The following is a 25,325-nucleotide window of genomic DNA, read 5'->3' as shown; positions in this document are numbered from 1 at the left end:
TCTGGGGCATGGAAATCTGTGCCCCATTCGCGGGAGTTGTGCACTTCCTCGTCGCCGACGGAGAAACCGTAAACACCGGCGACGCGCTGTGCACGGTGGAATCGCTGAAGCTGGAAGCGCCCGTGCTCGCGCCGGGGCCCGGGGTGGTGCGCAGGACGAACTCGCAGGACTATGAGGATGTGCACGGCGGGGACGTGATTCTGCGGGTCGAGGCCCAATAAGGCCGGCACTAGTAACGACCACGAGCAAAAATTAAGGCAGGACTGCAAAGCACTATGACACGCATCATCTCCGGAACCGCCCGCGGCCGCAGCATCAAGGTGCCCAGCGAAGGCACCCGCCCCACCTCGGACCGCGCCCGCGAAGGGCTGTTCTCCTCTCTGCAGGTCCGCTTCGGCTTCGTCGACGAGGTCGTGCTGGACCTCTTCGCCGGCTCCGGTGCCCTCGGGTTGGAGGCCGCCAGCCGTGGGGCCAAGGAGGTCACCCTGGTGGATAACAGCGACGCGGCGGTGAAGACCATCAAGGACAACGCGCGCGTGGTTCCCGAGGCGAAAGTGCAGGTGGTGGAGGCGAAGGCGTCATCCTTCCTGGCCGGTGCCCCGCGCAACCACTACACGATGGTGCTGGCCGACCCACCGTACGAGCTCACCGACGAGGCAGTCGCAGAAATGGTGCAGGCGCTGATTCCTGTTCTTACTAGTGACGCCGTCGTGGTGGTCGAGCGCAATAGTGCTTCACCCGAAACCGCGTGGCCGCAAGGCTTCGAGCCGACCGGGCAGAAGCTAAAGAAGCGCACCTACGGAATCGCCCGCTTCGACATGGCGATTTGGCGGGGCGAGGGTTAGGTTAGGTGCCATGCGAGTAGTTTGCCCCGGATCTTTCGACCCCATCACGCTGGGTCACTTGGATATCTTCACCCGCGCCGCTGCCAACTGGGAGGAGGTCGTGGTTCTGGTGACCTATAACCCGAACAAGAACGGCCTGTTCACCGCCGAAGAGCGCATCGAGCTGATCGAGAAGTCCATCGCTGCCATCCCCAATGGGCCTAAGAACATTACGGTCGATACGTGGGACAAGCTGCTGGTGGACTACCTGAACGAGAACAATATTCAGGCGATGGTCAAGGGGCTGCGTAGCTCCCTGGACTACGAGTACGAGCTGCCGATGGCGCAGATGAATCAGCGCCTGTCGGGCGCGGAGACGTACTTCCTGCTGACCTCCCCGGAGTACGGCTACGTGTCTTCCACCTTGTGCAAGGAGGTCGCGAAGTACGGAGGCGACGTCTCCGGGCTGCTGCCGGAGCCGGTTGTCGCGGCGCTGGAGGAGAAGTTCCGCGGCTAGCGCCCGTCAAGGCGTGTCTAAACCTGTAGTTGAGGTCAAGTGATGGCACAGTGGAGGCCATGTACAAGACATTCCAGGGTATGGATGACCTTCAGCAAATGGTGGAGCAGGCCTACGGCGTGCCCATGACCTCCAACTGCATGGTTCCGCGGCGCGAGGTGCTCGACATTCTCGACGAAATGCGCAACGCGATCCCCATTGAGATGGACGACGCGCAGGACGTCCTCGACCACCGCGATGACATTATCGCCGACGCCCAGGACCAGGCCGACGCAACCATCTCCAGCGCCAACTCTGAAGCCGACGCGATCGTGCAGGATGCGCAGGAACGCGCGAACCAGATCCTCCAGGATGCACAGGATCGTGCAACCAACACCGTCGCCCAGGCCGAGGATCAGGCCGACCGCCTGGTCAGCGACGCCCGCCGCGAGTACGAGACGGTCACTACCCGCGCCGCCGACGAAGCTGAGCGCCTGGTCAGCGAAGGTAACGCCAGCTACCAGCGCTCCGTCGACGAAGGCCTGGCCGAGCAGCGCCGCCTGGTTTCTGACTCCGAGGTTGTCCGCAACGCCGAGGCCGAGGCCAACCGCATTATTGAATCCGCCCACGCGGACTCCGACCGCCTGCGCACCGAGTGCGACCGCTACGTCGATTCCACCCTGGCCGAGTTCGAGGACACCCTCACGACCACGCTGCGCACTGTCAACCGCGACCGATCCGCACTGCGCAAGGGCGCTGGTGCCTCCGGATACCAGAACGGCACTGCCGGATACCAGAACGATTCCGACCCCCACGGTTACCGTCAGCAGCGATAGACGGGTAGAAAGAAGGGTATGAGTAACCCCTTCGTTCTTGCAGTCGGCGACATCCCAACTGGACTCAGCGAGCCGGTCGACGCCCAGGGGGCGTCCCCCGTACCGTGGGGCGGCAACATGCTGGGCGTGGCAGAGGGCGCACCCGTCGAAGTTCATGGAACCCTGGCGAACTTGGGCGAGGCAATCATGGCCAACCTGCAGGTCAGCGGCGAGGCCAAGGGAACGTGCTCCCGCTGCCTGCAGGAGCTGTCCACCACCCTGGAGTACTCCATCAGCGACGTCTTCGGCCTGACCCCGGACTTCATCACCGATGACAGCGCCGAGGGCGACGATGCTGAGGACGAGGAAGAGCCGCTGCTGGTGCAGGATAACGCCATCGACATCACCCAGCTGGTCATCGACGAGGCCGGCCTGAACGCACCGTTTAGCCCCGTGTGCGCCGACTTCGGCTCCGAATGCCGCGAGGACACCCCGGCGCCGGACGGCATCAGCGAGGAAGTCGAGGAAGAGGATCGCCCGGACCCGCGCTGGGCCGGCCTGGAGAAGTTCAAGAACCTCTAAAACCCTAAAGAAACTTCAAGAAAGGCAACCCGAAACCACATGGCTCGTAAACGCCGACTGACCGGCGAGGCCGCCCTCAACGCCGCCTATGGCAAGTCCGACCACGCACCGCTGCTGGAGGCGTGGGGCGTGGAGCTGCCCGATGACCTGCTGCGACTGGCGCTGACCCACCGCTCCTTCGCCAACGAAAACGGCCACCTGCCGAACAACGAGCGCCTGGAGTTCCTGGGCGACGCGGTGCTGGGCCTGGCCGTCGCGGAGCAGCTGTACCGCCAGTTCCCGGAGCGCGCGGAATCCGACATCTCGAAGATGCGCTCCGGAGTGGTGAACATGTACGCCCTGGCGGATGTCGCGCGCCGCCTCGGGATGGGCGACTACATCCTGCTCGGCCGCGGCGAGATGCTGACCGGCGGCAAGGATAAGCACTCCATCCTGGCGGACTCCGTGGAGTCCATGCTCGGCGCGATCTATCTGCACCACGGCTTCGAGGTTGCCCGCGCCACGGTGCTGCGCCTGTTCGCAGACAAGATCACCGAGGCTCCCACCACCGGCCTGACGATGGACTGGAAGACCGTGCTGCTGGAGAAGCTCTCCGACATGAAGCTGCCCCTGCCCACCTACGAGGTGCGCGGCGAAGGCCCGGAACACGACAAGACCTTCTATGCCACCGTCACCATCGAAGACCTGGTGACCCACGGCGAAGGCCACACCAAGAAGGTCGCCGAACACGCCGCCGCCAAGCAGGCCGTGCAGAAGCTCAACGAACGTGCCTGAGCTCCCCGAGGTTGAGGTCGTTCGCCGCGGCCTCGAAGAACACCTGGTCGGCCGCCGCTTTACCGACGTCGAGGTCTGTCACCCGCGCGCCGTCCGCTCCGGGGACCCGGAAGTTCTTGTTTCTTTTCTTCGTGACGCCACCGTCACCGCAGTGAAACGCCGCGGAAAATTTTTGTGGTTGGATTTCGGCGAGGACTTCCTGTTGCAAGTGCACCTGGGCATGAGTGGCCAGATGCTCGTGGCCGAGCCCGGCCAGGTGCAATCCCCGCACGTGCGCATCCGGGCGGGACTATCCGATGGGCGTGAGCTGTGCTTCGTGGACCAGCGAACCTTCGGCGAGTGGCGGCTGGAAAAGGCCGTGCCGGATCCGTGGGCAGTGGGGGCCGGGGTGGCGTCACCAAAAAATTTTTTACCCCAGAACGTCAGCCACATTGCTGCCGATCCGCTAGAGGCCGTCTTTGACGCGCAGGCGGTGGTGGAGCGGATGAAGTCCAAGCGCGCGGCGGTGAAGACGGTGCTGCTGAACCAGGAGGTTGTCTCCGGTATAGGAAACATCTACGCCGATGAGGCGCTTTTTCTGGCTGGAGTGCGTCCGCGGCGCAGCGCGGCTCTGCTGAGCAGGCCCACCCTGCACCGGGTGTTGCAGTCAGCGGCGGAAGTGATGGAGCGCGCTCTGGAGCAGGGCGGCACCAGCTTCGACTCGCTGTATGTGAACGTCAACGGTGCGTCGGGGTACTTTTCGCGCTCGTTAAACGTGTACGGGCGCGGCGGTGAACCCTGTAAGAGGTGCGGGGCGCCGATCAAACGGATTGTCTTAGGAGGCCGATCCACGCACTACTGCGCGACGTGTCAGAGGTAGCGGCGAAAGCTTAAAGCTTACTGATCTGCACCGATAGGTGAGGAAAGCAAACATGTCGCAGTTATTTTCTGGCATTGGTTTCGGGTAGATTTCTGCGCATGGAAACAATTGAAAATTTCGTGGCGAATACGCTGAACGAAAATATTTGGAAGATCATCCCCGTCTTCCTGCTCGCAGCCGGCGCCTACTTCGGCATTCGCACCCTGGTGGTGCAGATCCGCATGGTGCCGGACATGTTCCGCTCGGTGAAGGAACCGGCGGTCGGCAAGAGTGGGGAAAACATCTCCGCATTCCAGGCATTCAGCATCTCGGCAGCGTCGCGCGTGGGCACAGGCAACGTGGTGGGCGTGGCTATCGCCATCACCCTGGGTGGCCCGGGCGCGGTGTTCTGGATGTGGGTCGTGGCTTTGGTTGGCGGCGCGACCGCATTCGTGGAGGCCACGCTGGCGCAGCTGTGGAAGTCCCGCGACAAGGATGGCTACGTCGGTGGCCCGGCCTACTACATGACCAAGGGGCTGGGCGCGAAGCCGCTGGCGCTGATCTTCGGCATCGCCATCACCATCACCTATGGCTTTGTGTACAACGCCGTGCAGACCAACTCCATCGCGGAGGCCGCGGGCTCCTCCCTGCACTCCCTGAACCCCAACATCGCGCCCGATGCGACCTGGCTGAAGATCGCTACGGGCCTGCTGGTGGCCGCGCTGACCGCGCTGGTGATCTTCGGTGGTGTGAAGCGCATCGCTAACGCTACCCAGGTGATCGTCCCGCTCATGGCCAGTGCCTACATTCTGTTGGGCGTGATCGTGCTGGCCATCAACATCAGCGAGGTCCCGGCGATGTTCGGCACCATCGTGGAGCACGCTCTGGGCATCAAGGAGATCGCCGGTGCCACCCTGGGCGCAGCGTTCATGAACGGCATGCGCCGTGGCCTGTTCTCCAACGAGGCCGGCCAGGGCTCCGCCCCGAACGCCGCCGCCACGGCTGCGGTATCCCACCCGGTCAAGCAGGGTCTGGTGCAGACCCTGGGCGTATATTTTGACACCCTGGTGGTTTGTTCCATCACTGCCTTCATCATCCTGCTGTCCAACCCGGCCTATGGCGAGGGCGTGCAGACTGCCAACCTGACCCAGAGCGCGCTGTCCGCTCAGGTGGGCGAGTGGGGCACCCACTTCATCACGATCATTCTGTTCTTCCTGGCGTTCTCCTCCGTGCTGGGCAACTACTACCTTGCTCAGGCGAACGTGGAGTACTTCACCAAGTCCAAGGCCAAGCTGAACATCTTCCGCGTGCTCGTGGTTCTCTGCGTGTTCGGCGGCGCCATCGGTACCGTCCCGCTGGTTTGGTCCCTGGCCGACACCTTTGCCGCCACGATGGTTCTGATCAACCTCTGCGCCATCGTCCCGCTCGGTGGGGTGGCCATCAAGCTGCTGCGGGACTTCTCCCAGCAAAAGGCTGCGGGCAAGGATCCGATCTTCCACCGCGACAGCCTGCCGGAGCTAAAGAACGTCGAGTGCTGGGACGGTACGGACCCGGAGTGCCAGCGCCGCGAGGCTCCCACCGGGGCAACCGCCTAGCTGTTTGATAGCATCAGGCAATGCACTTAAAGTCGTTGACGCTCAAAGGATTCAAGTCCTTTGCGTCCGCGACGACCCTGAAATTAGAGCCGGGCATCTGCGCCGTTGTGGGGCCGAACGGCTCCGGAAAATCCAATGTCGTAGATGCCTTGGCCTGGGTCATGGGGGAGCAGGGCGCTAAGACCCTGCGCGGCGGGAAGATGGAAGACGTCATCTTCGCCGGAACGGGGGACCGTAAACCACTGGGGCGCGCGGAAGTCACACTGACCATCGACAACTCCGATGGCAAGCTGCCCATCGAATATTCCGAGGTTTCCATCACCCGACGCATGTTCCGCGACGGTGCCTCGGAATACGAGATCAACGGCGCCAAGGCCCGCCTGATGGACATCCAGGAGCTGCTGAGCGACTCCGGCATCGGCCGCGAAATGCACGTGATCGTCGGACAAGGCCGACTATCACAGATCTTGGAATCCCGCCCCGAGGAGCGCCGCGCCTTCATCGAGGAGGCCGCTGGTGTGCTGAAGCATCGGCGTCGAAAAGAAAAGGCGCAACGCAAGCTCGTCAACATGCAGGCTAACCTCGACCGTCTGCACGACCTCACCGACGAGCTGCGCAAACAGCTCGGGCCGTTGGCGCGCCAGGCAGAGGCCGCGCAGAAGGCCTCCGCCGTGCAGGCCACCATCCGCAGCACGCGCGTGCAGCTGGCTGCGCACAAGGTCAAGCAGCTATCCGAGGAGCTCAACGACTCCACGCGGCGCAGCGAAATGCTGGCCGAACAGCGCGCCGAACTACAGGCTGAGCTGGAAGAACACAGCGAGACCCTGGCCGTCACAGAGGAAGAACTGCGCACCGCCCTGGAGGAAGCCGAGGCGGCGAAGAACCTCTGGTACCGGCTGTCCGCGGTGCAGGAGAAAAACTCCGCCACCCTGCGCATCGCCAGCGACCGCGCGGAGCAAGCGCAGGTCGCCGAATGGTCCGGTCCCGACCCACAAGAGCTGCTGGAACGCGCCGAGCGCGCCGCCGAGGAGCAGGCCGAGCTGGAAGAAAACGTGGAGATCGCCGCCGAGAAGCTGGAGACGATCGCCGAGCAGGTCGCCGAGGCCGAGGAGGCTGCCCGCGCCGCAGAACAAGAACACTTCGCCCAGGTCCGCGCCATTGCCGACCGGCGCGAGGGCGTGGTGCGTCTGCTGGCCCAGCATGAAGCCGCCGCCACCCAACGCGACAACGCCGCCGCGGAGGTCGAGCGCCTGCAAGAAAATGCTGCCGAGCAGCAGGAAACCCTCGACGGCCTGATGGAGGACATCACCGAGGCGGAGGAAGCCCTGCGCGAGACTGAGGCCTCCGGCGGTGACCTGGAGGAAACCCGCGCCCAGGCCGACCGCGAGGCCGCCGGCGCGGAGGAGCGCGCCGAACAGTTGCGCGCCGAGCAGCTGCAGCTGGAGCGAGACATCGCCACCGCCGAAGCCACCATCGCCGCCTGGAAGGACCGGCTGACCCCGACCGACGGCGCTGCGGTGGTCGTCCGCGCCGCCGATAAGGAGGGCATCGCCACCCGCCGCCTGGCCGAGCAGCTGCACATTCACGACGGATGGGGTGCCGCCGCGGCCGCCGTTTTGGGCGATGCGGCGAGCTCGGGAATTGTTGCCCCTCTTTCTGACGCCCTCATCTCCGCCCTTACCGATGCCCGCGAAGGCCGCGCGGTGCTGCTCGACCCGGGAGCTCCGGAAGGGGATGCGAGTGCGACGTTCCGCCTGGATACGGACGTCTCCGCAGGCAAGTGGCTGCTGGACCTGATGGACGTGCCCACCGACCTGCTGCGCCCCCTGACCGCCCTGCTGGTGGACGTGGTGGCCGTGGGCAGTGCCGCGGAAGCCCGGAAGGTCGTGGCTGCGGACCCTCGCCTGCGTGCGGTGACGAAGGACGGCTCCGTCTACGGCGCCGGGTGGGTCGCCAGCGGCTCCGGCGGGACCACCCCTGTCGAGTTGGCGGATAGGATCGCGGCGGAGACAGAGGGCGTCACAAAGAAAAAGAAGGAGCTCGACGACCTGCAGGCCGCACTCTCCGGTGCACTCGACGCGGCCAGCGATCTGCGTACCGCCGCGGCTGCGGCGCGCGCGGCGGAGCAAGAGCACCGGGCACTTCGCGATGCGGCGGCTAAGCGCCTGAGCGCACTGCAGAAGCAGGGCGAGGCCGCGCAGCGCCAACTGGAGCGCAGCACCGCCGAGCAACAATCCGCCGAGCAGCGCCTGGCGAAGGCCACCGAGGAACTCGACGAGCTGGCCGACCGCGTGGCGCGCGTGGACGACGAGGAGCACACGACCGAGCCCTCTTCGGCCGAGCGAGATGCCGCCGCGCTGCACCTTTCGCAGGTCAAGGCCATGGAGATGGAAGCCCGCCTGGCCCAGCGCACCGCCGAGGAACGCGCGCAATCCACCCGCGGCCGGGCAGAGAACCTGCGCCGACAGGCCCGGGCAGAAGAAGCCGCGCGCAAGCACCACCAGCAGCAACAGGCCCGCCGGGCAGCCGCCCGCGAAATGGCCACCTGCGTGCGCGAACAGGCCCAGCGCATCGCCGAACGCATCGCCGACGCGCTGGCCACCGCCGAGGCCAACCGCTCGCACACCGAGCAGGCGCACAAGCAGTGGCAATCCACGATGGCACAGCAGCGCGACAAGGTCTCCGCACTGACCGCGCACCTGGGGCGCATGAACGACAACGCGCACTCCGCCGAGCTGGCGCGCACCCAGGCGCAGGTGAAGATCGAGCAGGCGGTGGCCGGCGCGATGGAGCAGCTGGGGCTCACCGCCGAGCAGCTGCTGGCCGAGGAACTGCCGGAGGACTTCGACGCGGCCGCCACCAAGGCGGAGCTGAAGAAGGCCGAGAAGGCGCTGAACTCCCTGGGCAAGGTGAACCCGCTGGCGCTCGAGGAGTTCAAGGCGCTGGAGGAGCGCTACAACTTCCTAGCCCAGCAGCTGGACGACGTGGAGCGGGCGCGCAATGACTTGCACGAGGTGATCGCGGACGTGGATGCCACGATTCTGCAGCTGTTCACCGAGGCGTGGGAGGACGTCGAGGTCGCCTTCCCACAGGTTTTCAGCACCCTGTTCCCGGGCGGCGCAGGCCGGCTGGTGCTCACCGACCCGGACGACATGCTGACCACCGGCATCGAGGTCGAGGCCCGCCCACCGGGCAAGAAGGTCAAGCGCCTGTCGCTGCTGTCCGGTGGCGAGAAGTCCCTGACCGCGCTGGCGATGCTGGTGGCTATCTTCAAGGCACGCCCGAGCCCGTTCTACGTGATGGACGAGGTCGAGGCCGCGCTGGACGACGTGAACCTGCGGCGCCTGATCGCCCTGTTCGAGGAGCTGCGGAAGGATTCCCAGCTGATCGTTATCACCCACCAGAAGCCCACCATGGATGTAGCGAATGTGCTGTACGGTGTGACAATGCGCGGCGACGGTGTGACCAGGGTGATTTCGCAGAGGATGGCTCCCGAGAACAGCGCCTGACCGGTGACGTAGGATGGTCGCGTGAGTTCTAGCGAGAAGACCCCAGCCAGCGCAGCACCTACCACCAGCCCGATCTCCGACATGCAGGATTCGCTCCTGCCGTGGGCCTCGTCCACCGAGGCGGCACTGGCCGGAAAGCTGGCCGACGTGGAACTTTTCGTAGAGCTAGACATCGACGGCGACGAACTGGAGCGCACCAGCCGCTTCTTCGGCACCTTCATCGCCCGCCAAGTCGCCGCCGGTTCCACAGAGGAGGCCTTGCTGCAGGCCTGTCCCGCGCTGACGATCGCCACGTTGCTCTCCCGCGCCGCGCGGTTCCATGAGGTCTCGGAACTGCCAGCCGAGTACTGGTACGGCCTTGGTTTGGAGCCGACGCCCACACGTACCCAGCTGATCGAGGGGCGGTTTGGGGAACTACTTTCCGCCGCTGGGCTGGATCCCATGGATGCGGTATCCGGCGGGCCGGACGAGGAGCTCGGGCGCCTGTTCGCCCACGTGGGCATCGCCTCTGACTGGGTGCCCGAGCTGATCGAGCTGGTGGATAACCGCCGGGCGGACAGCGAAGACAGTGGGGACAGTGGGGAGGGAGCCGACGCCGCCGACATTGCGCGGGCAGTTGTGGCCGAGCTGGCCGACGAACCGCGCCAGGTAGGTCCACTGTGTGCCACCTTGCCGGAGGCGGCGGTGAAGCTGATCGCCCCGATCGTGGAGATCGTCTCCCACGCCGCCGCGCACCCGGACTCCTGGGAGTACACGCTTCCCGCCGTGGAACTGCCCGCACTCATCCTGGAGGATGTGATTGAAGAGCTGCGGGAAAGGCCGGTGGGCACGCAGGATCGGCGTCACAGCGTGGGCGTGGCGCACCGTGAAGACCAGCCGCGCCTGCAGCTAGACACTCTGCGCCAGCGCGTAGTTTTGCGTCTGCCCTCACAGCCCCTGGAGAGCGAGGGGAAGGTACACACCGAGGTGCGCTGGCGCGTGGACTTCGACGGCGAGCCCGCGGCCTTCCGCACCATGCACGCGGACAACGCCGGCCGGGCCGTGACCGAGATCCTGGACATTCCCGTGCGCCAGCCGCTACGCAAGGTCAGCGTGCGCAACGCCAACGACGGCCAGCACTGGCAGCTGCCACTGGTGGATACCGAGGATCCCGTGCTTGTGTTCACCATCCGTGGCACGGACCTGACCGACCGAGTTTCCCTGCACCACGAGCAGGTGTACGTGGTGGTTCCCTCCGAGACTTCCGCCGTGGATCCGGTGACCGGAGCGGACATCCCGGTACTGGAAGAACAGCCGATGAAGAGCTGGAACGGCTGGGTTATCCGCCGGCTGGATTTGAGTGAATGCCTGAGCTTGCACATCGCCAAGCCGGGTGAGCGCAGCCCGTCCATGGCCGGAGTACGTGCCGTGGACCCGCGCCAGCGCGCCCAGTTCGTGGAGCCCGATGACGTGGTGGGCGGCGTGGAGACCACCTCGGGCAAGGTGATCCATTCCCAGAGCCTGCAGGTGGAATTCCCGCCCACGATTTCCGGCGCGGACGAGATCTGGTACCTGTCTGTCTCCGCCTATGCGGGGCCCGGCGAGACCGGCGAGGCCGTCTCCGACGAGGAACCGCTGGAGGTTCCCGCCGAGGGCGGCGTGTTCGACGTATTCGACCCCGAGGCGTGGGATAGCCCGTGGGTGGGCGAATACCTGGTGCGCCTGCGCGGACCCCGCAACGAATCCTTCCGCCACGAATACGCCCTGGTGGAGGGACTATCCCTGGAGATGGAATTCGGCGGGCCCAGCACCCAAACGCGCCTGCCGATGGCCGGGGGCCTAAGCCCTGTGACGGTCCGCCTGCTGCCGGGGGAGAAGCCCTTCGAGAAGATCCCGCCGCAGAAGCTCGGACCCACCGACCGCTTCAGCACCACCGTCGTGCAGACCGACGCGGGCGACGCACTGCCCATCATCGTCAAGCCCTCCCGCCTGCGCTACCAGCTGACGATGCAGGGGGAGGATCCGATGTGGCGCACCGACCCCATTGAAGTCTCCGCCCGTTCCATCGACACGCAGACCCGCTTCCGCGTACGCCCCGGCTTCCGCCCCGGCATGGGCTCCAAGGCAGAGAACCTGGCGCTGATGGACGACGCCCGCGTGGTGATCCGCAACCACCACGGCTCGCCCGTGCGCACCCTCAAACTGGAAACGATAGACGAGGTCACCTGGTTCGTGGACCTCGCCAGCGCCGCCGGGTCCCTGGCCACACTGACCTCCGGAGCAATCGAGCTGGAGTTCGTGGAGGACCGCCGCGTAAGCGTACGCCTGGCCCGCATCGTGCCCGGGTTCGACTACACAGCCTCCGTCGACGGGGACGCCCTGTTCATCCACGGCGGGGGCGAATCCGAAGAGACGCCGGTACAGTTCGGCGCGCCGGGCGCCGGCGCGTGGGTCTGGCCCATCACCGCGCCCTGGCAGGCCGCATACTTCGTGGAGCTGCAAGCTACGCCCAGTGCTGCAGGCACCCTAGATCAGGGCACTCTAGCCCAGGGCACACTGCCCGCCGAGCTCGTGGGCGCTGGCCCCTTGAGCGTGCAGCTGTTCGGCCGCGACCGCTTCAACTACCTGCGGGCTCCCGTCGCCGCCGGCCAACACGCCGCCGTCGCACAGGCCGAGGGCTACTTCGGGGCCAATAAGGAAGACGCCGACACCGACCCGTGGGTGCAGCTGGCCGCCTTCCTGGCAGGCGAATCCGAAGAGCTCCCCAGCGATACCGCCACGCTTTCCACCCTCTGGGACGTACAGGCCGGCTGGCTGCGCGGACGCTTCGACGTGCTGGACAACCTGCGCACCGCGCTGACGAACAACCCGCGGGAATCCGTCCACGCCATGTCGCAGTCCCTGGTTCCCGCCGCCGACCGCCCCGCGCAGTTCATCCTCTCCGGCCTGGTGCACTCCACCCTGGTAGGGGAAGAATCCGAACGCTCGAATACCCCGTGGATCGCAGCCCTCGAGATCCTGGGGGACATGTCGCTGGTTGACCCCGAAGGGGCGTCAGAAGAAAAAGAACAAGACAAGCGCCTGCGGCAGGAGCTTAAGAAGGTCGCCGGGCAACCCGCAGTGCAGACCGTCGATACCGGCCGCGACGTGTCCCTGGATACGGCGTGCATCGATAGCACCACCGTGCAGATCGCGCACATGGACCCCGCACAGCAGAAGGCCGTGCTGGACATGTTCTTCGGCAAAGCAGGAGTGGTGCCGGGCGCGCTGAGCGAGGAGAACAGCCGCCTCATCGCCGTGTTCGAGACCTTCAACAAGCGCGCCGAACTCTCCGAGCTGCTGGGCGACCCGGAGTTGATGAAGACCGCCGTCACGCTGCTGCGCAAGGTGAAGGCCGCGAACCGGCAGCTGTACCTCTCCGCGCGCGTGCGCTTCGACCGCCTGGAGGGCGTGGATACCGACACTCCGGAAAACCGCTGGGCGCTGGCGCCCGTGATCTCCATGGTGTTCGCCCTGGCCACCCGCATGTACGCGCACAAGAAGATGTCCAGCCTGGGCAAACTGCTCAGCGCCTACCCGGGATGGGCGGCCATGGCGCGGCTGGTGCCGGACCTCGTGACCGGAGACATCGTCATGGCAGATGCCATGGTCCGCGGCGTGTTCGGGCCGACTGTCTGACCATGAGTCGGCATTAGCCACGAAGTTCTGATTCACTGGAAGCTATGAATAGTGTTTTGATGTGGGTCCTCATTGGACTTTTGGTTCTCGCCATTATCGTGGCGATTCTTGTTGTTCTGGGGCTGCGCCGGAACAAGGCAAAGCAGGTTTCCTTCGAGAAGAAGGAAGAGATCGAGCAGAAGAAGCCCAGCAGTGGCGATTACAAGGCTCAGGGCGGGTTCAACTTCACTGCCGGTGGTGGCGCCGGCGCCGGTGCCGCGACTGCCGAGAAGCAGCCGGAACTGCGCCCCGACCAGGAGCTGAAGAAGCCGAAGGAAACCCCAGAGGCAACCCCAGAGCCAGAAGCGACCCCCGAGCCTAAGGCGACCCCGGAACCGGAGCCGACCCCGGAACCAGAGGCTGCCCCCGAGCCCGAGCCAACTCCCGAACCAGAGGCTCCGAAGGCCGCCCCGGCCCCGGCGCCCACGCCCAAGCCAGAGCCGGTGGAGGAGCCGGAACCTGTCGCTGAGCCCGAGCCTGAACCGGAGGTTGAGCCGGAACCCGAACCCGAGCCGACGCCCGAGCCGGAAGTTGAACCCGAACCAGAACCAGCTCCCGCGGAACAGCGCGAGGAGATCGCGCCCGTCCAGGGCCGCCTTGGCAAGCTGCGCGGCCGCATGTCCAAGTCCCAGAATGTCATCGGCCGTGGCGTGCTCGGCATCCTCAGCGCCGGCGACCTCGACGAGGACGCATGGGAGGAGATCGAAGACACCCTCCTCATGGCCGACCTGGGTACCCCAACCACGATGAAGGTCGTCGACGACCTGCGCGAGCGCATCGCCATCAATGGCGTTTCCAGCGAGGAAGAAGCCCGCGGCATGCTCCGCGAGGCGCTGATCGACGCCTGCAAGCCGGACATGGACCGCTCCATCAAGGCCATGCCCTACGAGGGCAAGCCAGCCGTGATCATGGTGGTGGGCGTCAACGGAACCGGCAAGACCACCACCACCGGCAAGCTCTCCCGCGTGCTCATCGGCATGGGCCACAAGGTTCTGCTCGGCGCGGCGGATACGTTCCGTGCGGCTGCGGCTGACCAGCTGGAGACGTGGGGGCGTCGAGTGGGGGCAGAAACGGTACGCGGCGCAGAGGGCGCAGACCCAGCCTCCGTTGCTTTCGACGCAGTGGCGAAGGGCATCGACTCCGGCGTGGACGTCGTCCTGGTCGATACCGCCGGCCGCCTGCACACCAGTGTGGGCCTGATGGACCAGCTGGGCAAGGTCAAGCGCGTGGTGGAGAAGAAGGCGAAGGTCGACGAGGTGCTGCTGGTGCTGGACGCGACCGTGGGCCAGAACGGCCTCATGCAGGCGCGCACGTTCCGCGAGGTCGTGGACATTTCCGGCGTGGTGCTCACCAAGCTCGACGGCACCGCAAAGGGCGGCATCGTCTTCCAGGTGCAGGAAGAACTCGGCGTGCCGGTGAAGATGGTGGGCCTCGGCGAGGGCGCGGACGACCTGGCCCCGTTCGAGGTCGAAAGCTTCGTCGATGCACTGCTGGGGTAGAAAATAAGCCCCTTCGGACAGCAAAAATTAAAAAATTTACGTAAATAGCCCCGTATGCGTGCAGCGTACGGGGTTATTCGCGTTGTCCGGCTAAAAAGTCGGTGATCTGCGTCTCAGAAAATTTTTTCTTTCCTGAATGCGAGTTTTCAGCATTTTATTCTTTGCAGCACAAGTGCTGAGGCTCACAGATATGGATGTGAAAAATGACCCCAGATCAACTTGTACTGACCTCCGGAAATTCGGCTTGGATGCTCATCAGCGCGTCGCTGGTTCTGGCTCTGATCGTTGGTAAGCGCGCGGGCTTCCCCTCCAAGGTGGGTCGCCCGCACAACCTGCCGATGGTGATGCTCGGTGCCGCACTGCTGTGGTTCGGTTGGTACGGCTTCAACGGCGGCTCCGCCTTCGCTGCCGACGGCATGGCTGGTCTGGCCTGGATCAACACCACGGTCGCTGCCGCGGCCGCGATGCTCGGCTGGATGCTCTGTGAAACTATTCGCGACCGCGCCGCTACCTCCCTGGGCATCGCCTCTGGCGCCGTGGCAGGTCTGGTGACGATCACCCCGGCGGCTGGAACGTTGACGCCCCTAACTTCCATCGTCATTGGATTCATAGGTGGCGTCATCGCCTGCATGGCAATCGGTCTCAAGTACCGTTTCGGCTACGATGACTCCCTTGATGTCGTGGGTGTGCACCTGGCTGCAGGGCTGTGGGGCACGGTGGGCCTGGCGCTGCTGTCGAAGGACAACGGTGTGTTTACCGGCGCCGAGTTCGCGGCGGACTTTGTGCCGAAGGTAAAGCTAGAGATCGTGGCGGCAGACGCCTCGGTGGATAGCATCGTCGACGCGATTGTCGGCGCCGCCTGCACAGGAAAGATTGGCGATGGCAAGATCTGGATCACTCCGGTGGACGTGGTGATCCGCGTGCGCACCGGCGAGCGCGGAGAGGATGCGCTATAAAACGGCGCTGTAAAACACCGTAAAACACCGGTGAAATGTGACTGTCGTGTAGGCCACTGGCTAAGCTAGGGGAGTTATAAACCAACCCCCGATACCTACAAGGGAGCACTAAGTAGTGTTTGAGTCTTTGTCAGACCGCCTGCAATCTGCCATGAAGGGCCTTCGTGGCAAGGGCAAGCTGTCCGAGGCTGATATTAATGCCACCGCGCGCGAGATCCGCCTTGCGCTGTTGGAGGCAGACGTATCCCTCCCGGTGGTGCGCGCCTTTATCAGGCGCATCAAGGAGCGCGCCGCCGGGGCAGAGGTATCCGAGGCGCTGAACCCGGCGCAGCAGGTCATCAAGATCGTCAACGAGGAGCTCAAGGAGATCCTCGGCGGCGAGACCCGCCGGCTGAACCTGGCTAAGCACCCGCCGACAGTCATCATGTTGGCCGGTTTGCAGGGTGCCGGTAAGACTACCCTGGCCGGTAAGCTGGCTCTGCACTTGGCTAAGAAGGGCCACACTCCGATGCTGGTGGCCTGTGACCTGCAGCGCCCGGGTGCGGTGCAGCAGCTGCAGATCGTCGGTGAGCGCGCCGGTGTGAAGACTTTCGCCCCGGACCCGGGCACCAGCCTGGATTCCCACGACCACGAGATGGGCACCAGTCACGGGGATCCCGTCGACGTCGCGCAGCGCGGTATCGAGGAGGCTTACCGCAGCCAGCACGACATCGTCATTATCGATACCGCGGGTCGCTTGGGCATCGACGAGGAGCTCATGCGCCAGGCGCGCAACATTCGCGATGCGGTGGAGCCCGACGAGGTGCTCTTTGTTATTGACGCCATGATCGGCCAGGATGCCGTTACTACGGCCGAGGCGTTCCGCGATGGCGTGGACTTCACGGGTGTCGTCCTGACGAAGCTGGATGGTGACGCCCGCGGTGGTGCTGCGCTGTCGATCCGTGAGGTCACCGGCAAGCCGATCCTGTTCGCCTCCACCGGCGAGAAGCAGGAAGACTTCGACGTCTTCCACCCGGATCGCATGGCCAACCGCATCCTCGGCATGGGTGACGTGCTCACCCTGATCGAGCAGGCCGAGCAGGTTCTGGACGCCGAAAAGGCCGAAGATTCCGCCATGCGCATGGCCTCTGGCGACCTGACGCTGGAGGACTTCCTCGAGCAGATGCTGATGATCCGCAAGATGGGGCCCTTGGGCAACATCCTGAAGATGATGCCCGGCGGCTCCCAGATGTCGAAGATGGCCGACATGGTGGATGAGAAGGAACTGGACCGCATCCAGGCCATCATCCGCGGCATGACTCCCGCCGAGCGCCAGGACCCGAAGATCCTGAACGCCTCCCGCCGCAAGCGCATCGCCAACGGTTCTGGCGTGAGCGTTTCCGACGTGAACAAGCTGGTCGACCGATTCTTCGAGGCCAAGAAGATGATGGGCAAGATGGCCGGTCAGTTCGGCATGGGCGGCCGTTCTGCGACCAAGAAGCAGAAGGTGCACCGCAAGGGCAAGAAGGGCAAGAACGCCAAGAACAAGAACCGCAAGAACATGCGCCGGAACATGGGCGGCGGCCAGGGGATGCCAGGTATGCCCGGCATGCCTGGGATGCCGGGTATGGGCGGCGGAATGCCCAGCATGAAGGATCTGGAGAAGATGCAGGAGCAGCTTCCCCCGGGCTTCGAGGGCATCGACCTGTCGAAGATGAACTTCCCGAAGAAGTAACCGGCACCGCCAGCAGGGGATTTGGTTCCCGCGGGCACCAGCTACTACACTTATGCAGGTTGTCTGTGTAACACCGTCCCCGACCACGGTCGGCCGGTGGTCACGCGCAGCAAAAATACGAAGGGTTGAACCGGCTCCGGCCAGAAAAATTTTTTCAGCGGATTTTCCGCAGAAATTTTTCGCGGAGTGTCTGAACTGCCCAGTGACCAACTAGAAGAAAAGGAGCCATCACATGGCCGTCAAGATTAAGCTGCAGCGCCTGGGTAAGATCCGTACCCCGGAGTACCGCGTCGTCGTTCAGGATGCACGCACCAAGCGTTCCGGAAAGATCATCGAGAACCTGGGCATCTACCAGCCGACCCAGGAGCCTTCCCTGATCCAGATCGACTCTGAGCGCGCACAGTACTGGCTGGGCGTCGGCGCACAGCCGACCGAGCCGGTTCTGGCTCTGCTGAAGGTCACCGGCGACTGGCAGAAGTACAAGGGCATCGAGGGCGCTGAGGGCACCCTGAAGGTTGCCGAGGAGAAGAAGTCCAAGCTGGACCTGTTCAACGAGGCTCTGGCTGAGGCTGCCGATGGCCCGACCGCTGAAGCTATCACCGAGAAGAAGCGCAAGGCCAAGGAAGAGGCAGAGGCCAAGGCCGCTGCTGAGGCTGCCGCTGAGGAAGAGGCTGCTGCCAAGGCAGCTGAGGAAGCCGAGAAGGCTGAGGCTGACTCCGAGGGCGAGGCAGAAGCTGAGGCCGAGTCCGCAGAGTAAAAGCATCGGCGGTGCGCACCGCCACCTGCTTTCCAACCCCAGGATGAGTATTTACTACTCACCTGGGGTTTCTTCTGTGTTTGAAGGTTTGCTTCTATGGTGCTTTTCAAGGTGCTTTCTGTGGCAATTGCCCCCGAGTACACCACTTGAATGTGTTGTTAGTCATGGGGAGTAGACTAAATGACTGTCATCACAGGTCGGCCGCATGCCGACCATTGGGTTTTCGCGAGAGGCAAAGAAGGCATCCTCAATGAACGTCGAAGAAACCGTCAGCGGTTACTACCAGCAGATTATTCAGCGCAACGCGGGGGAGCCAGAGTTCCACCAGGCCGTTGCAGAGGTGCTGGACAGCTTGACGTACGTCCTGAAGAAGGACGAGCACTACGCAAATTATGCACTCATCGAGCGCATGTGTGAGCCGGAGCGGCAGGTCATCTTCCGCGTCCCATGGATCACGGATGAGGGCGAGGTGCGCGTGAACCGCGGTTTCCGCGTGCAGTTCAACTCCGTGCTTGGTCCCTACAAGGGCGGCCTGCGCTTCCACCCTTCGGTGAACCTGGGCATCATCAAGTTCCTGGGCTTCGAGCAGATCTTCAAGAACTCGCTGACCGGCCTGCCGATCGGCGGCGCCAAGGGTGGCTCCGACTTCGACCCGAAGGGTAAGTCGAACCGCGAGATCATGTCCTTCTGCCAGTCCTTCATGACGGAACTGCACACCCACATCGGCGAAGAGGTCGACGTTCCCGCCGGTGATATCGGCGTGGGCGGTCGCGAGATTGGTTACCTGTTCGGCCAGTACCGCCGCATGACGAACCGCCACGAGTCCGGCGTGCTCACCGGCAAGGGCCTGACCTGGGGCGGCTCCCTGGTCCGCACCGAGGCCACTGGCTATGGCACCGTGTACTTCACTCAGGAAATGATGGGTGCCCACGACGATCGCTTCGACGGTGCCAAGGTCATCGTCTCCGGTTCCGGTAACGTCGCCATCTACGCTGCTCAAAAGGCCCAGGAGCTCGGGGCAACCGTCGTTGCCATGTCTGATTCCTCTGGCTATGTGTGCACCCCCGAAGGCGTGGACATCGAACTTCTGAAGGACATCAAGGAGGTGCGCCGCGCCCGCCTGTCCGACTACGCCAAGGAGACCGACGGCGTGACCTACCACGAGGGCGGCAACATCTGGGAGGTTGAGGCCGACGTGGCTCTGCCGTGCGCCACCCAGAACGAGCTGGACGGCGAGGCGGCCATCATGCTCGCCGACAATGGCTGCCGCTACGTCGCCGAGGGCGCCAACATGCCGTGTACCCCGGAGGCCATCGAGGTCTTCCGCAAGCGCAAGATCTTCTTCGCCCCGGGCAAGGCCGCCAACGCCGGTGGTGTGGCTACCTCTGCGCTGGAGATGCAGCAGAACGCCTCCCGCGATTCCTGGACCTTTGACTACACCGATAGGCGCCTGCGCGACATCATGCGTGGAATCTTCAAGCGTTGCGATAGGACAGCTCGCGAGTACGACCGGGAAGACGATTACGTTCTCGGCGCCAACATCGCCGGCTTCCGCAAGGTTGCAGATGCAATGCTGGCACAGGGTGTTATCTAGCCTATGGAGTTGCAGATCGGCCGGGTGATCAAGCCCCACGGCGTGCGGGGAGAGGTGGTCGTCGATCCCACGACGGACACCCCCGAACAGCGCTTCGCCACCGGCGAGGTTTTGAAGGGTAGGCAGGCGGGCAAGGAGCTGTCCTTGACCGTCCGTTCCTTCCGCCCGCACCAGGGGCGCCTGCTGGTCACCTTCGAGGAGGTCGCCGACCGCACGGCCGCCGAGTCCCTGCGCGGCGTGCGCTTCTTCGCTGCCCCCGTGCACGATGAGGACGACGACGGTTTCTACGACCACGAACTCGAGGGCCTCACCGCCTACCTCCTCGCCCCCGGCACGGATCTGGAGGGCGACGAGATCCAGCTCGGCGATCTGGTAGGGGAGGTCGTCGCCGTTGAGCACACTCCGGCCGGGCAGTTGCTCGTTATTCTTATTGACGCCGAGTCCCAGCTGCCGACCGCCGGCAAGGAAGTGCTCGTACCCTTCCGTCACCAGATTGTCCCGGTGGTGGACCTGGAGGAGGAGATCCTCGTACTCACCCCGCCCGAGGGGCTTTTGGAGCTGAGCTAGTTTTGCGCCTAGACGTAGTAACGATCTTCCCCGAATATTTAGAGCCGCTGCGCCACGCGCTCCTAGGCAAGGCCATTGAGCAGGGCATCCTAAGTGTTGGCGTGCATAATCTGCGCGCCTGGACCAGTGACGTCCACCAGTCGGTGGATTCCACCCCGTGCGGCGGTGGCCCTGGCATGGTGATGAAGCCCGAGGTCTGGGGACCGGCTCTCGATGACGTCGCGGCGGGCACCGGCCCGGCGGCCACGGTCAGCGACCTGGAGAGCTCCGCGGAGCACAAGCGCAACCTGCTGCCAGCCACAAGCGACAGCGATGCTGAGCGTTTAGGTGAGGAAGCGGGTGGCGTCACAAAACCGCTGCTTATTGTCCCCACACCCGCAGGAAAACCGTTCACCCAAGACATGGCAGAACGGTGGAGCACCGAAGAACACGTCGTGTTTGCCTGCGGCCGCTACGAAGGTATCGACCAGCGAGTGGTGGAGGACGCACAGAACCGCTACCGCGTGGAAGAAGTCAGCATTGGCGACTATGTGCTGATCGGCGGGGAAGTCGCAGTGCTGGTCATGGCCGAGGCGATGGTGCGGCTGATCCCCGGCGTGCTGGGCAACCAGGCCAGCCACCAGGAGGATTCCTTCCAGGACGGGCTGCTGGAAGGCCCCAGCTACACGCGCCCCCGGCAGTGGCGCGGGCTGGACGTGCCGGACGTGCTGTTTAGCGGCAACCACGCGAAGATTGCGCAGTGGCGGCGCGAACAATCCCTCGCCCGAACCAAAAAAATACGCCCGGATCTGCTGGATAACGTGGAGCTATCCAAGGCAGATCGGGCGTATCTGGACGGGCTGGAGCCCTAAACCCTAGTGGTCAGCGCCCGGGATGGCGTTGACGTGATCGCGGGGCTCTTCGCCCTCCGCGTACAGCGGCATGTCCTGCTTAGCGTGGTAGAAGGGGATGTCGATCGGATCGAGGGGCTTGTCGCCCTTGATCAGGTCGGCGGCCTTCTCCGCCAGCATGATGACCGGGGCGTAGATGTTGCCGTTGGTGATGATCGGCATGACCGAAGCGTCGGCGATGTACAGGCCCTCAACGCCGTGGACCTGCATGGTCTCCGGGTCGACAACGGCCATCTCGTCGTCCGCCGGGCCCATCTTGGCGGTGCAGGACGGGTGCAGAGCAGTCTCTGCGTCGTTGCGTACCCACTCCAGGATCTCCTCGTCGGTCTCCACGGCAGCGCCGGGGGAAATCTCGCCGTCGGTGAACTCCTTCATAGCCGGGGTGTCCAGCAGCTTGCGGGAAGTGCGCACGGCCTCGACCCACTCGCGACGGTCCTGCTCGGTGGCCAGGTAGTTGAACAGGATCTCCGGCTTTTCCTTCGGGTCGTTCGACTTGATGTGCACGTGGCCCTTGGTGTCGGAGTACATCGGGCCGACGTGGAACTGGAAGCCGTGCTCGCCCTCCGGCTGGGAACCGTCGTAACGGATCGCCATTGGCAGGAAGTGGAACATCAGGTTCGGGTAGTCCTCGTTCTCGTTGGAACGGGCGAAGCCGCCGGCCTCGAAGTGGGAGGATGCTACCGGGCCGCGGCGGGTCAGCAGCCACTGGAGGCCGATGAACGGGCGGTTGATCATCTTGTAGTACGGCTGGGAGCTCACCGGCTGGATGCAGTTGTACTGCACGTAGACCTCGAGGTGGTCCTGCAGGTTGTTGCCCACGCCGGGCAGGTGCTTCTTGACCTCGACGCCAGCCTTTTCCAGCACCTCGCGGTCACCAATGCCGGACAGTTCCAGCAGCTGCGGGGTGTTGAAGGCGCCGCCACAGAGGATGACCTTGTCGGCGAAGACGCGGTGGGTCTGGCCCTTCCACTGGTACTCCAGGCCTACAGCCTTGCCATTTTCGATGATTACCTGCGTGGTGTAGGCGCGAGTGCGCACGTCCAGGTTCTTGCGGTTCATGACCGGGTGCAGGTAGGCGCGAGCAGCGGAGAGGCGCTTGCCGCCCAGGATGTTGCGGTCGAAGGGAGCGAAGCCCTCCTGGCGGTAGCCGTTGACGTCGTTGGTGAGGTTGTAGCCAGCCTGCTGGACGGACTTGAAGAAGGCCTGGAACAGCGGGCTGGTGGCCGGGCCGCGGGTTAGCTTCAGCGGGCCGTTGTGGCCACGGCGCGGGTCGTTAGCGTCGGCGCCCAGAGCGGTTTCCATCTTGTTGAAGTAGGGCAGAACGTGGCTCCAGCCCCAATTGGACATGCCGGGCAGGTTGCCCCACTTCTCGTAGTCCATCGGGTTGCCGCGCTGGAAGATCATGCCGTTGATGGAGGAGGAGCCACCCAGCACCTTGCCGCGGGCGTGGTAGATACGACGGCCGTTCATCTCCGGTTCTGGCTCGGATTCGTACTGCCAGTCGTAGTGCTTGTCGCCGATGGGGAAGGAAAACGCCGCCGGCATGTGGATGAACAGATCCCACAGGGAATCCGGGCGACCGGCTTCCAGGACCATGACGTCCTTGGTGGAGTCTTCGGAGAGTCGGTTGGCCAATACGGAGCCAGCGGATCCGCCGCCGACGATGACGATGTCCCGACGACGGTCTTCGATTACCTGGCCTTTGGTGTCGTTCTTCTTTCCTGGAATCAGCTTGTCGATGAAGCTCATCTATTCACTCGCCTCCTAGTTAAATGACTGAACGTTTACTAGTATGCCATTTTCTTTTTTAATTCGCTAGATAGCAGGTAAAAGGCATCATTAAACCACCTCACTAGTGAGGCAGTAATTAACACCTATGTGAGGGGGAATGCTGGCAAATTAGAATGACCTGTGTACTCTAGGAAATTGTATTTCTGAGAAAATGAACTCCCTTTGGCGAGGAAGCGATCGTGGAGAACAAGAGGAGAATTACATGACAAATCCCGAAAACGACCATCAGCCGGAGGCGGCCGAAAGCACCTCTCGGCGCATCGGGAGCAGGAAAAACAGCTCTGCTCCACGAGTGATCGTCGGCTTTTTTGATGTTAACGACCGTGATAGCTATTCGCCGGGTGAAGTTACGGACCCCAAGCCCAACTGGCCCGTCTTCATCGTTTCGGCACTCGGCATCCTGGCCGTCGCCCTCTACGCTTTCTTCGGCCGCGAGCAGGCCAAGGACACTCTGGGCACCGTCACCAGCTGGATCTCCACGAACCTCGGTTGGTTCTACATCGTCACCGCGACGGTCGCTGTGATCTTCGTCCTAGTGGTCGCCTTCTCGAAGTCGGGCAACATCCGCCTGGGGCCGGATCACTCCCGCCCACAGTTCCGCCTCTTTTCTTGGTCGGCGATGCTCTTCGCCGCCGGCATCGGCGTGGACCTGATGTTCTTCGCCGTCGCGGAGCCCGTCACCCAGTACATGGCACCGCCGGTAGGTGAGGGGCAGACCCGCGAGGCTGCAGAGCAGGCCGTCGTGTGGGCGCTGTTCCACTATGGCGTGACCGGCTGGGCTCTGTATGCCCTGATGGGCATGGCTTTTGGCTACTACGCCTACCGCCTGAACATGCCGCTGGCCATCCGCAGCGCCCTGTACCCGCTGATCGGCAAGCGCATCCACGGCCCCATCGGCGGCGCAGTGGACATCGCCGCTGTGCTGGGCACCGTTTTCGGCATCGCGGCTTCCCTGGGCATCGGCGTGGTGCAGCTGACCTACGGCCTGCACCTCATCTTCGGTTGGGATCAGGGCGTGGCCGTCCAATCCGGCCTGATCATCTTCGCCGTCGGCATCGCCACCCTGTCCGCCATCTCCGGCGTGGACAAGGGCATTAAGCGCCTGAGTGAGATCAACGTGTTGCTCGCCATCGGCCTGGTCCTCTATGTCACCGTCACGGGCCAGACTGCCTTCCTTCTTGACGCCCTCGTGATGAACATCGGCGACTATGTGTCCTCCTTCCCGGGCATGACGATGGACACGTTTGCCTTCTCCGAGGACCCGGAGGCCACCAAGGCATGGATGGGCGCGTGGACGCTGTTCTTCTGGGCCTGGTGGGTAGCCTGGGCGCCCTTCGTCGGCCTGTTCCTGGCCCGCATTTCCCGCGGCCGCACCTTGCGCCAGTTCGTCGTCGGCGTACTGACCATCCCGTTCCTGTTCATCCTGCTGTGGATGAGCCTGTTCGGAAACACCGCCCTGAAGCGCGTTGTCGGTGGCGACATGGATTTCGCCAACAACACCATGGAAACTCCGGAGCAGGGCTTCTACGCACTGCTGCAGGACATGAACGGCGGCGCGGTGCTGATCGTCCTGTGCACCATGATTGGCCTGCTTCTGTACATCACCTCCGCCGACTCCGGTGCGCTGGTGACCGCCAACTTCACCTCCAAGATCGAGGATTCCCGCCAGGACGGTGCCAAGTGGTCCCGCATCTTCTGGGCCGTGCTGGTCGGCTTGCTGACCCTGGTCATGCTGCAAGTTAACGGCGTCGAAACAGTGCAGCTGGCAACCATCGTGATGGGCCTGCCGTTCACGATCGTGATCTACCTCATCATGTTCGGACTGTGGCGCTCCCTGCGCCTGGAGAGCTACGCCACCGAGGCTCGCAGCATCTCGCTGCACAGTGCTATGTCCGGCCGCTCCGGCGCGGGCGGGGATAAGCAGTCCTGGCGCAAGCGTCTGTCGCGCGCCTCCACCTGGCCTAGCCAGGCCAAGGCCAACGAGTACCTCACCAAGGTGGCGCAGCCTGCGCTGGAGGCCGTCGCACGCGAGCTGAAGGACGAGGGCATCGACACTACGCTGGTGGCTGCCGACGTCCCGAACCTGCCCGTGAACCAGTTGGACCTCACCATCCACCTGGGTGAAGAGCAGGACTTCCGTTACCAGATCTACCCCCTGGAGCACCCGGTGCCGAGCTTCACCCGCAGCACTAACAATGGGGAGAACTACTACCGACTCGAGGTCTTCGACAACACCGGCTCGCTGGGCTACGACATCTACGGCTACACCACGGAACAGCTGATCGATAACGTCCTGGACCTCTACGAGCGCCACCTGGAGTTCCTGCACATGCAGCGCGACCTGCCGGGCACCTCCGACATGTCCGACGGCGCGGATCCCGTGCGCACCTGGACCGAAGACTAAAAGCTGGACCAACTGGACCGACCA

18 protein-coding genes and 1 pseudogene are annotated in these 25,325 nt (G+C 64.0%); 18 read left to right on the top strand and 1 reads right to left on the bottom strand.

All coding sequences use genetic code 11. The features are described 5' to 3' along the window. Positions 1 to 8: 8 nt before the first annotated feature. The 17 genes and pseudogenes from L8V00_RS03535 to trmD all read left to right on the top strand — a co-directional run bounded on the left by L8V00_RS03535 (position 9) and on the right by trmD (position 21,067). Complete coding sequence (locus tag L8V00_RS03535) at positions 9 to 221, top strand: acyl-CoA carboxylase biotin carboxyl carrier protein subunit (RefSeq protein WP_269944219.1); 213 nt, start codon at positions 9 to 11, stop codon at positions 219 to 221. A gap of 54 nt (positions 222 to 275) precedes the next feature. Further along, a complete protein-coding gene (locus L8V00_RS03530) occupies positions 276 to 845 on the top strand; it encodes an RsmD family RNA methyltransferase (protein ID WP_239317017.1) in 570 nt (189 codons plus the stop codon). A gap of 10 nt (positions 846 to 855) precedes the next feature. Then, the gene (gene coaD, locus L8V00_RS03525; protein WP_049050432.1) at positions 856 to 1,341 is read left to right on the top strand and encodes a pantetheine-phosphate adenylyltransferase; all 486 of its coding nucleotides are present in this window, start codon (positions 856 to 858) and stop codon (positions 1,339 to 1,341) included. A gap of 59 nt (positions 1,342 to 1,400) precedes the next feature. Continuing rightward, positions 1,401 to 2,156: a DivIVA domain-containing protein gene (locus L8V00_RS03520; RefSeq protein WP_070487696.1), complete on the top strand. Its 756-nt coding sequence runs from the start codon at positions 1,401 to 1,403 to the stop codon at positions 2,154 to 2,156. An 18-nt stretch (positions 2,157 to 2,174) separates the two neighbouring features. After that, positions 2,175 to 2,717, top strand: a complete 543-nt coding sequence (locus L8V00_RS03515) for a YceD family protein (RefSeq protein ID WP_049050434.1) — start codon at positions 2,175 to 2,177, stop codon at positions 2,715 to 2,717. Positions 2,718 to 2,756: 39 nt separating this feature from the next. Next, positions 2,757 to 3,491, top strand: a complete 735-nt coding sequence (gene rnc / locus L8V00_RS03510) for a ribonuclease III (RefSeq protein WP_049050435.1) — start codon at positions 2,757 to 2,759, stop codon at positions 3,489 to 3,491. Then, entirely contained in the window at positions 3,484 to 4,350 is an 867-nt protein-coding gene (gene mutM / locus L8V00_RS03505; protein ID WP_049050436.1) for a bifunctional DNA-formamidopyrimidine glycosylase/DNA-(apurinic or apyrimidinic site) lyase, read from the top strand. Before rnc ends, mutM begins: the two co-directional genes overlap by 8 nt. A gap of 98 nt (positions 4,351 to 4,448) precedes the next feature. Then, on the top strand, positions 4,449 to 5,924 hold the full coding sequence (locus L8V00_RS03500; RefSeq protein ID WP_269944218.1) for an alanine/glycine:cation symporter family protein: 1,476 nt from the start codon (positions 4,449 to 4,451) through the stop codon (positions 5,922 to 5,924). Between the two features lie 20 nt (positions 5,925 to 5,944). Next, a complete protein-coding gene (smc, locus tag L8V00_RS03495) occupies positions 5,945 to 9,433 on the top strand; it encodes a chromosome segregation protein SMC (protein WP_269944217.1) in 3,489 nt (1,162 codons plus the stop codon). An 81-nt stretch (positions 9,434 to 9,514) separates the two neighbouring features. Continuing rightward, entirely contained in the window at positions 9,515 to 13,090 is a 3,576-nt protein-coding gene (locus L8V00_RS03490) for a hypothetical protein (RefSeq protein ID WP_274707077.1), read from the top strand. 44 nt (positions 13,091 to 13,134) lie between these two features. After that, positions 13,135 to 14,628 carry a signal recognition particle-docking protein FtsY gene (gene ftsY / locus L8V00_RS03485; RefSeq protein ID WP_269944215.1) on the top strand — a complete coding sequence of 498 codons (1,494 nt, stop codon included), beginning with the start codon at positions 13,135 to 13,137 and terminating at the stop codon, positions 14,626 to 14,628. 257 nt (positions 14,629 to 14,885) lie between these two features. After that, a pseudogene (locus L8V00_RS03480) lies at positions 14,886 to 15,584 on the top strand (ammonium transporter); the annotation flags it as partial. Positions 15,585 to 15,699: 115 nt separating this feature from the next. After that, positions 15,700 to 17,298, top strand: coding sequence for a signal recognition particle protein (ffh, locus tag L8V00_RS03475; protein ID WP_269944214.1), 1,599 nt, complete (start codon positions 15,700 to 15,702; stop codon positions 17,296 to 17,298). 232 nt (positions 17,299 to 17,530) lie between these two features. Beyond that, the gene (gene rpsP, locus L8V00_RS03470) at positions 17,531 to 18,055 is read left to right on the top strand and encodes a 30S ribosomal protein S16 (RefSeq protein WP_070487682.1); all 525 of its coding nucleotides are present in this window, start codon (positions 17,531 to 17,533) and stop codon (positions 18,053 to 18,055) included. 250 nt (positions 18,056 to 18,305) lie between these two features. After that, entirely contained in the window at positions 18,306 to 19,649 is a 1,344-nt protein-coding gene (gene gdhA, locus L8V00_RS03465; RefSeq protein ID WP_035006082.1) for an NADP-specific glutamate dehydrogenase, read from the top strand. Positions 19,650 to 19,652: 3 nt separating this feature from the next. Further along, the gene (gene rimM, locus L8V00_RS03460) at positions 19,653 to 20,216 is read left to right on the top strand and encodes a ribosome maturation factor RimM (protein WP_049050441.1); all 564 of its coding nucleotides are present in this window, start codon (positions 19,653 to 19,655) and stop codon (positions 20,214 to 20,216) included. Positions 20,217 to 20,218: 2 nt separating this feature from the next. Then, positions 20,219 to 21,067, top strand: a complete 849-nt coding sequence (trmD, locus tag L8V00_RS03455) for a tRNA (guanosine(37)-N1)-methyltransferase TrmD (protein ID WP_035006077.1) — start codon at positions 20,219 to 20,221, stop codon at positions 21,065 to 21,067. Positions 21,068 to 21,070: 3 nt separating this feature from the next. Here trmD and betA read toward each other — a convergent pair whose 3' ends face one another. After that, positions 21,071 to 22,855 carry a choline dehydrogenase gene (gene betA, locus L8V00_RS03450; RefSeq protein WP_269944213.1) on the bottom strand — a complete coding sequence of 595 codons (1,785 nt, stop codon included), beginning with the start codon at positions 22,853 to 22,855 and terminating at the stop codon, positions 21,071 to 21,073. A 244-nt stretch (positions 22,856 to 23,099) separates the two neighbouring features. Here betA and betT point away from each other — a divergent pair, with 244 nt between their 5' ends. Next, positions 23,100 to 25,301 carry a choline BCCT transporter BetT gene (gene betT, locus L8V00_RS03445; protein ID WP_269944212.1) on the top strand — a complete coding sequence of 734 codons (2,202 nt, stop codon included), beginning with the start codon at positions 23,100 to 23,102 and terminating at the stop codon, positions 25,299 to 25,301. Positions 25,302 to 25,325 lie beyond the last annotated feature (24 nt).

The sequence above is a fragment of the Corynebacterium evansiae genome, from assembly GCF_027570065.1.
Taxonomy (GTDB): Bacteria; Actinomycetota; Actinomycetes; order Mycobacteriales; family Mycobacteriaceae; genus Corynebacterium; species Corynebacterium evansiae.
Note: the sequence above shows the minus strand (reverse complement) of the source record. Positions and strands in the feature narration are given on the sequence as shown.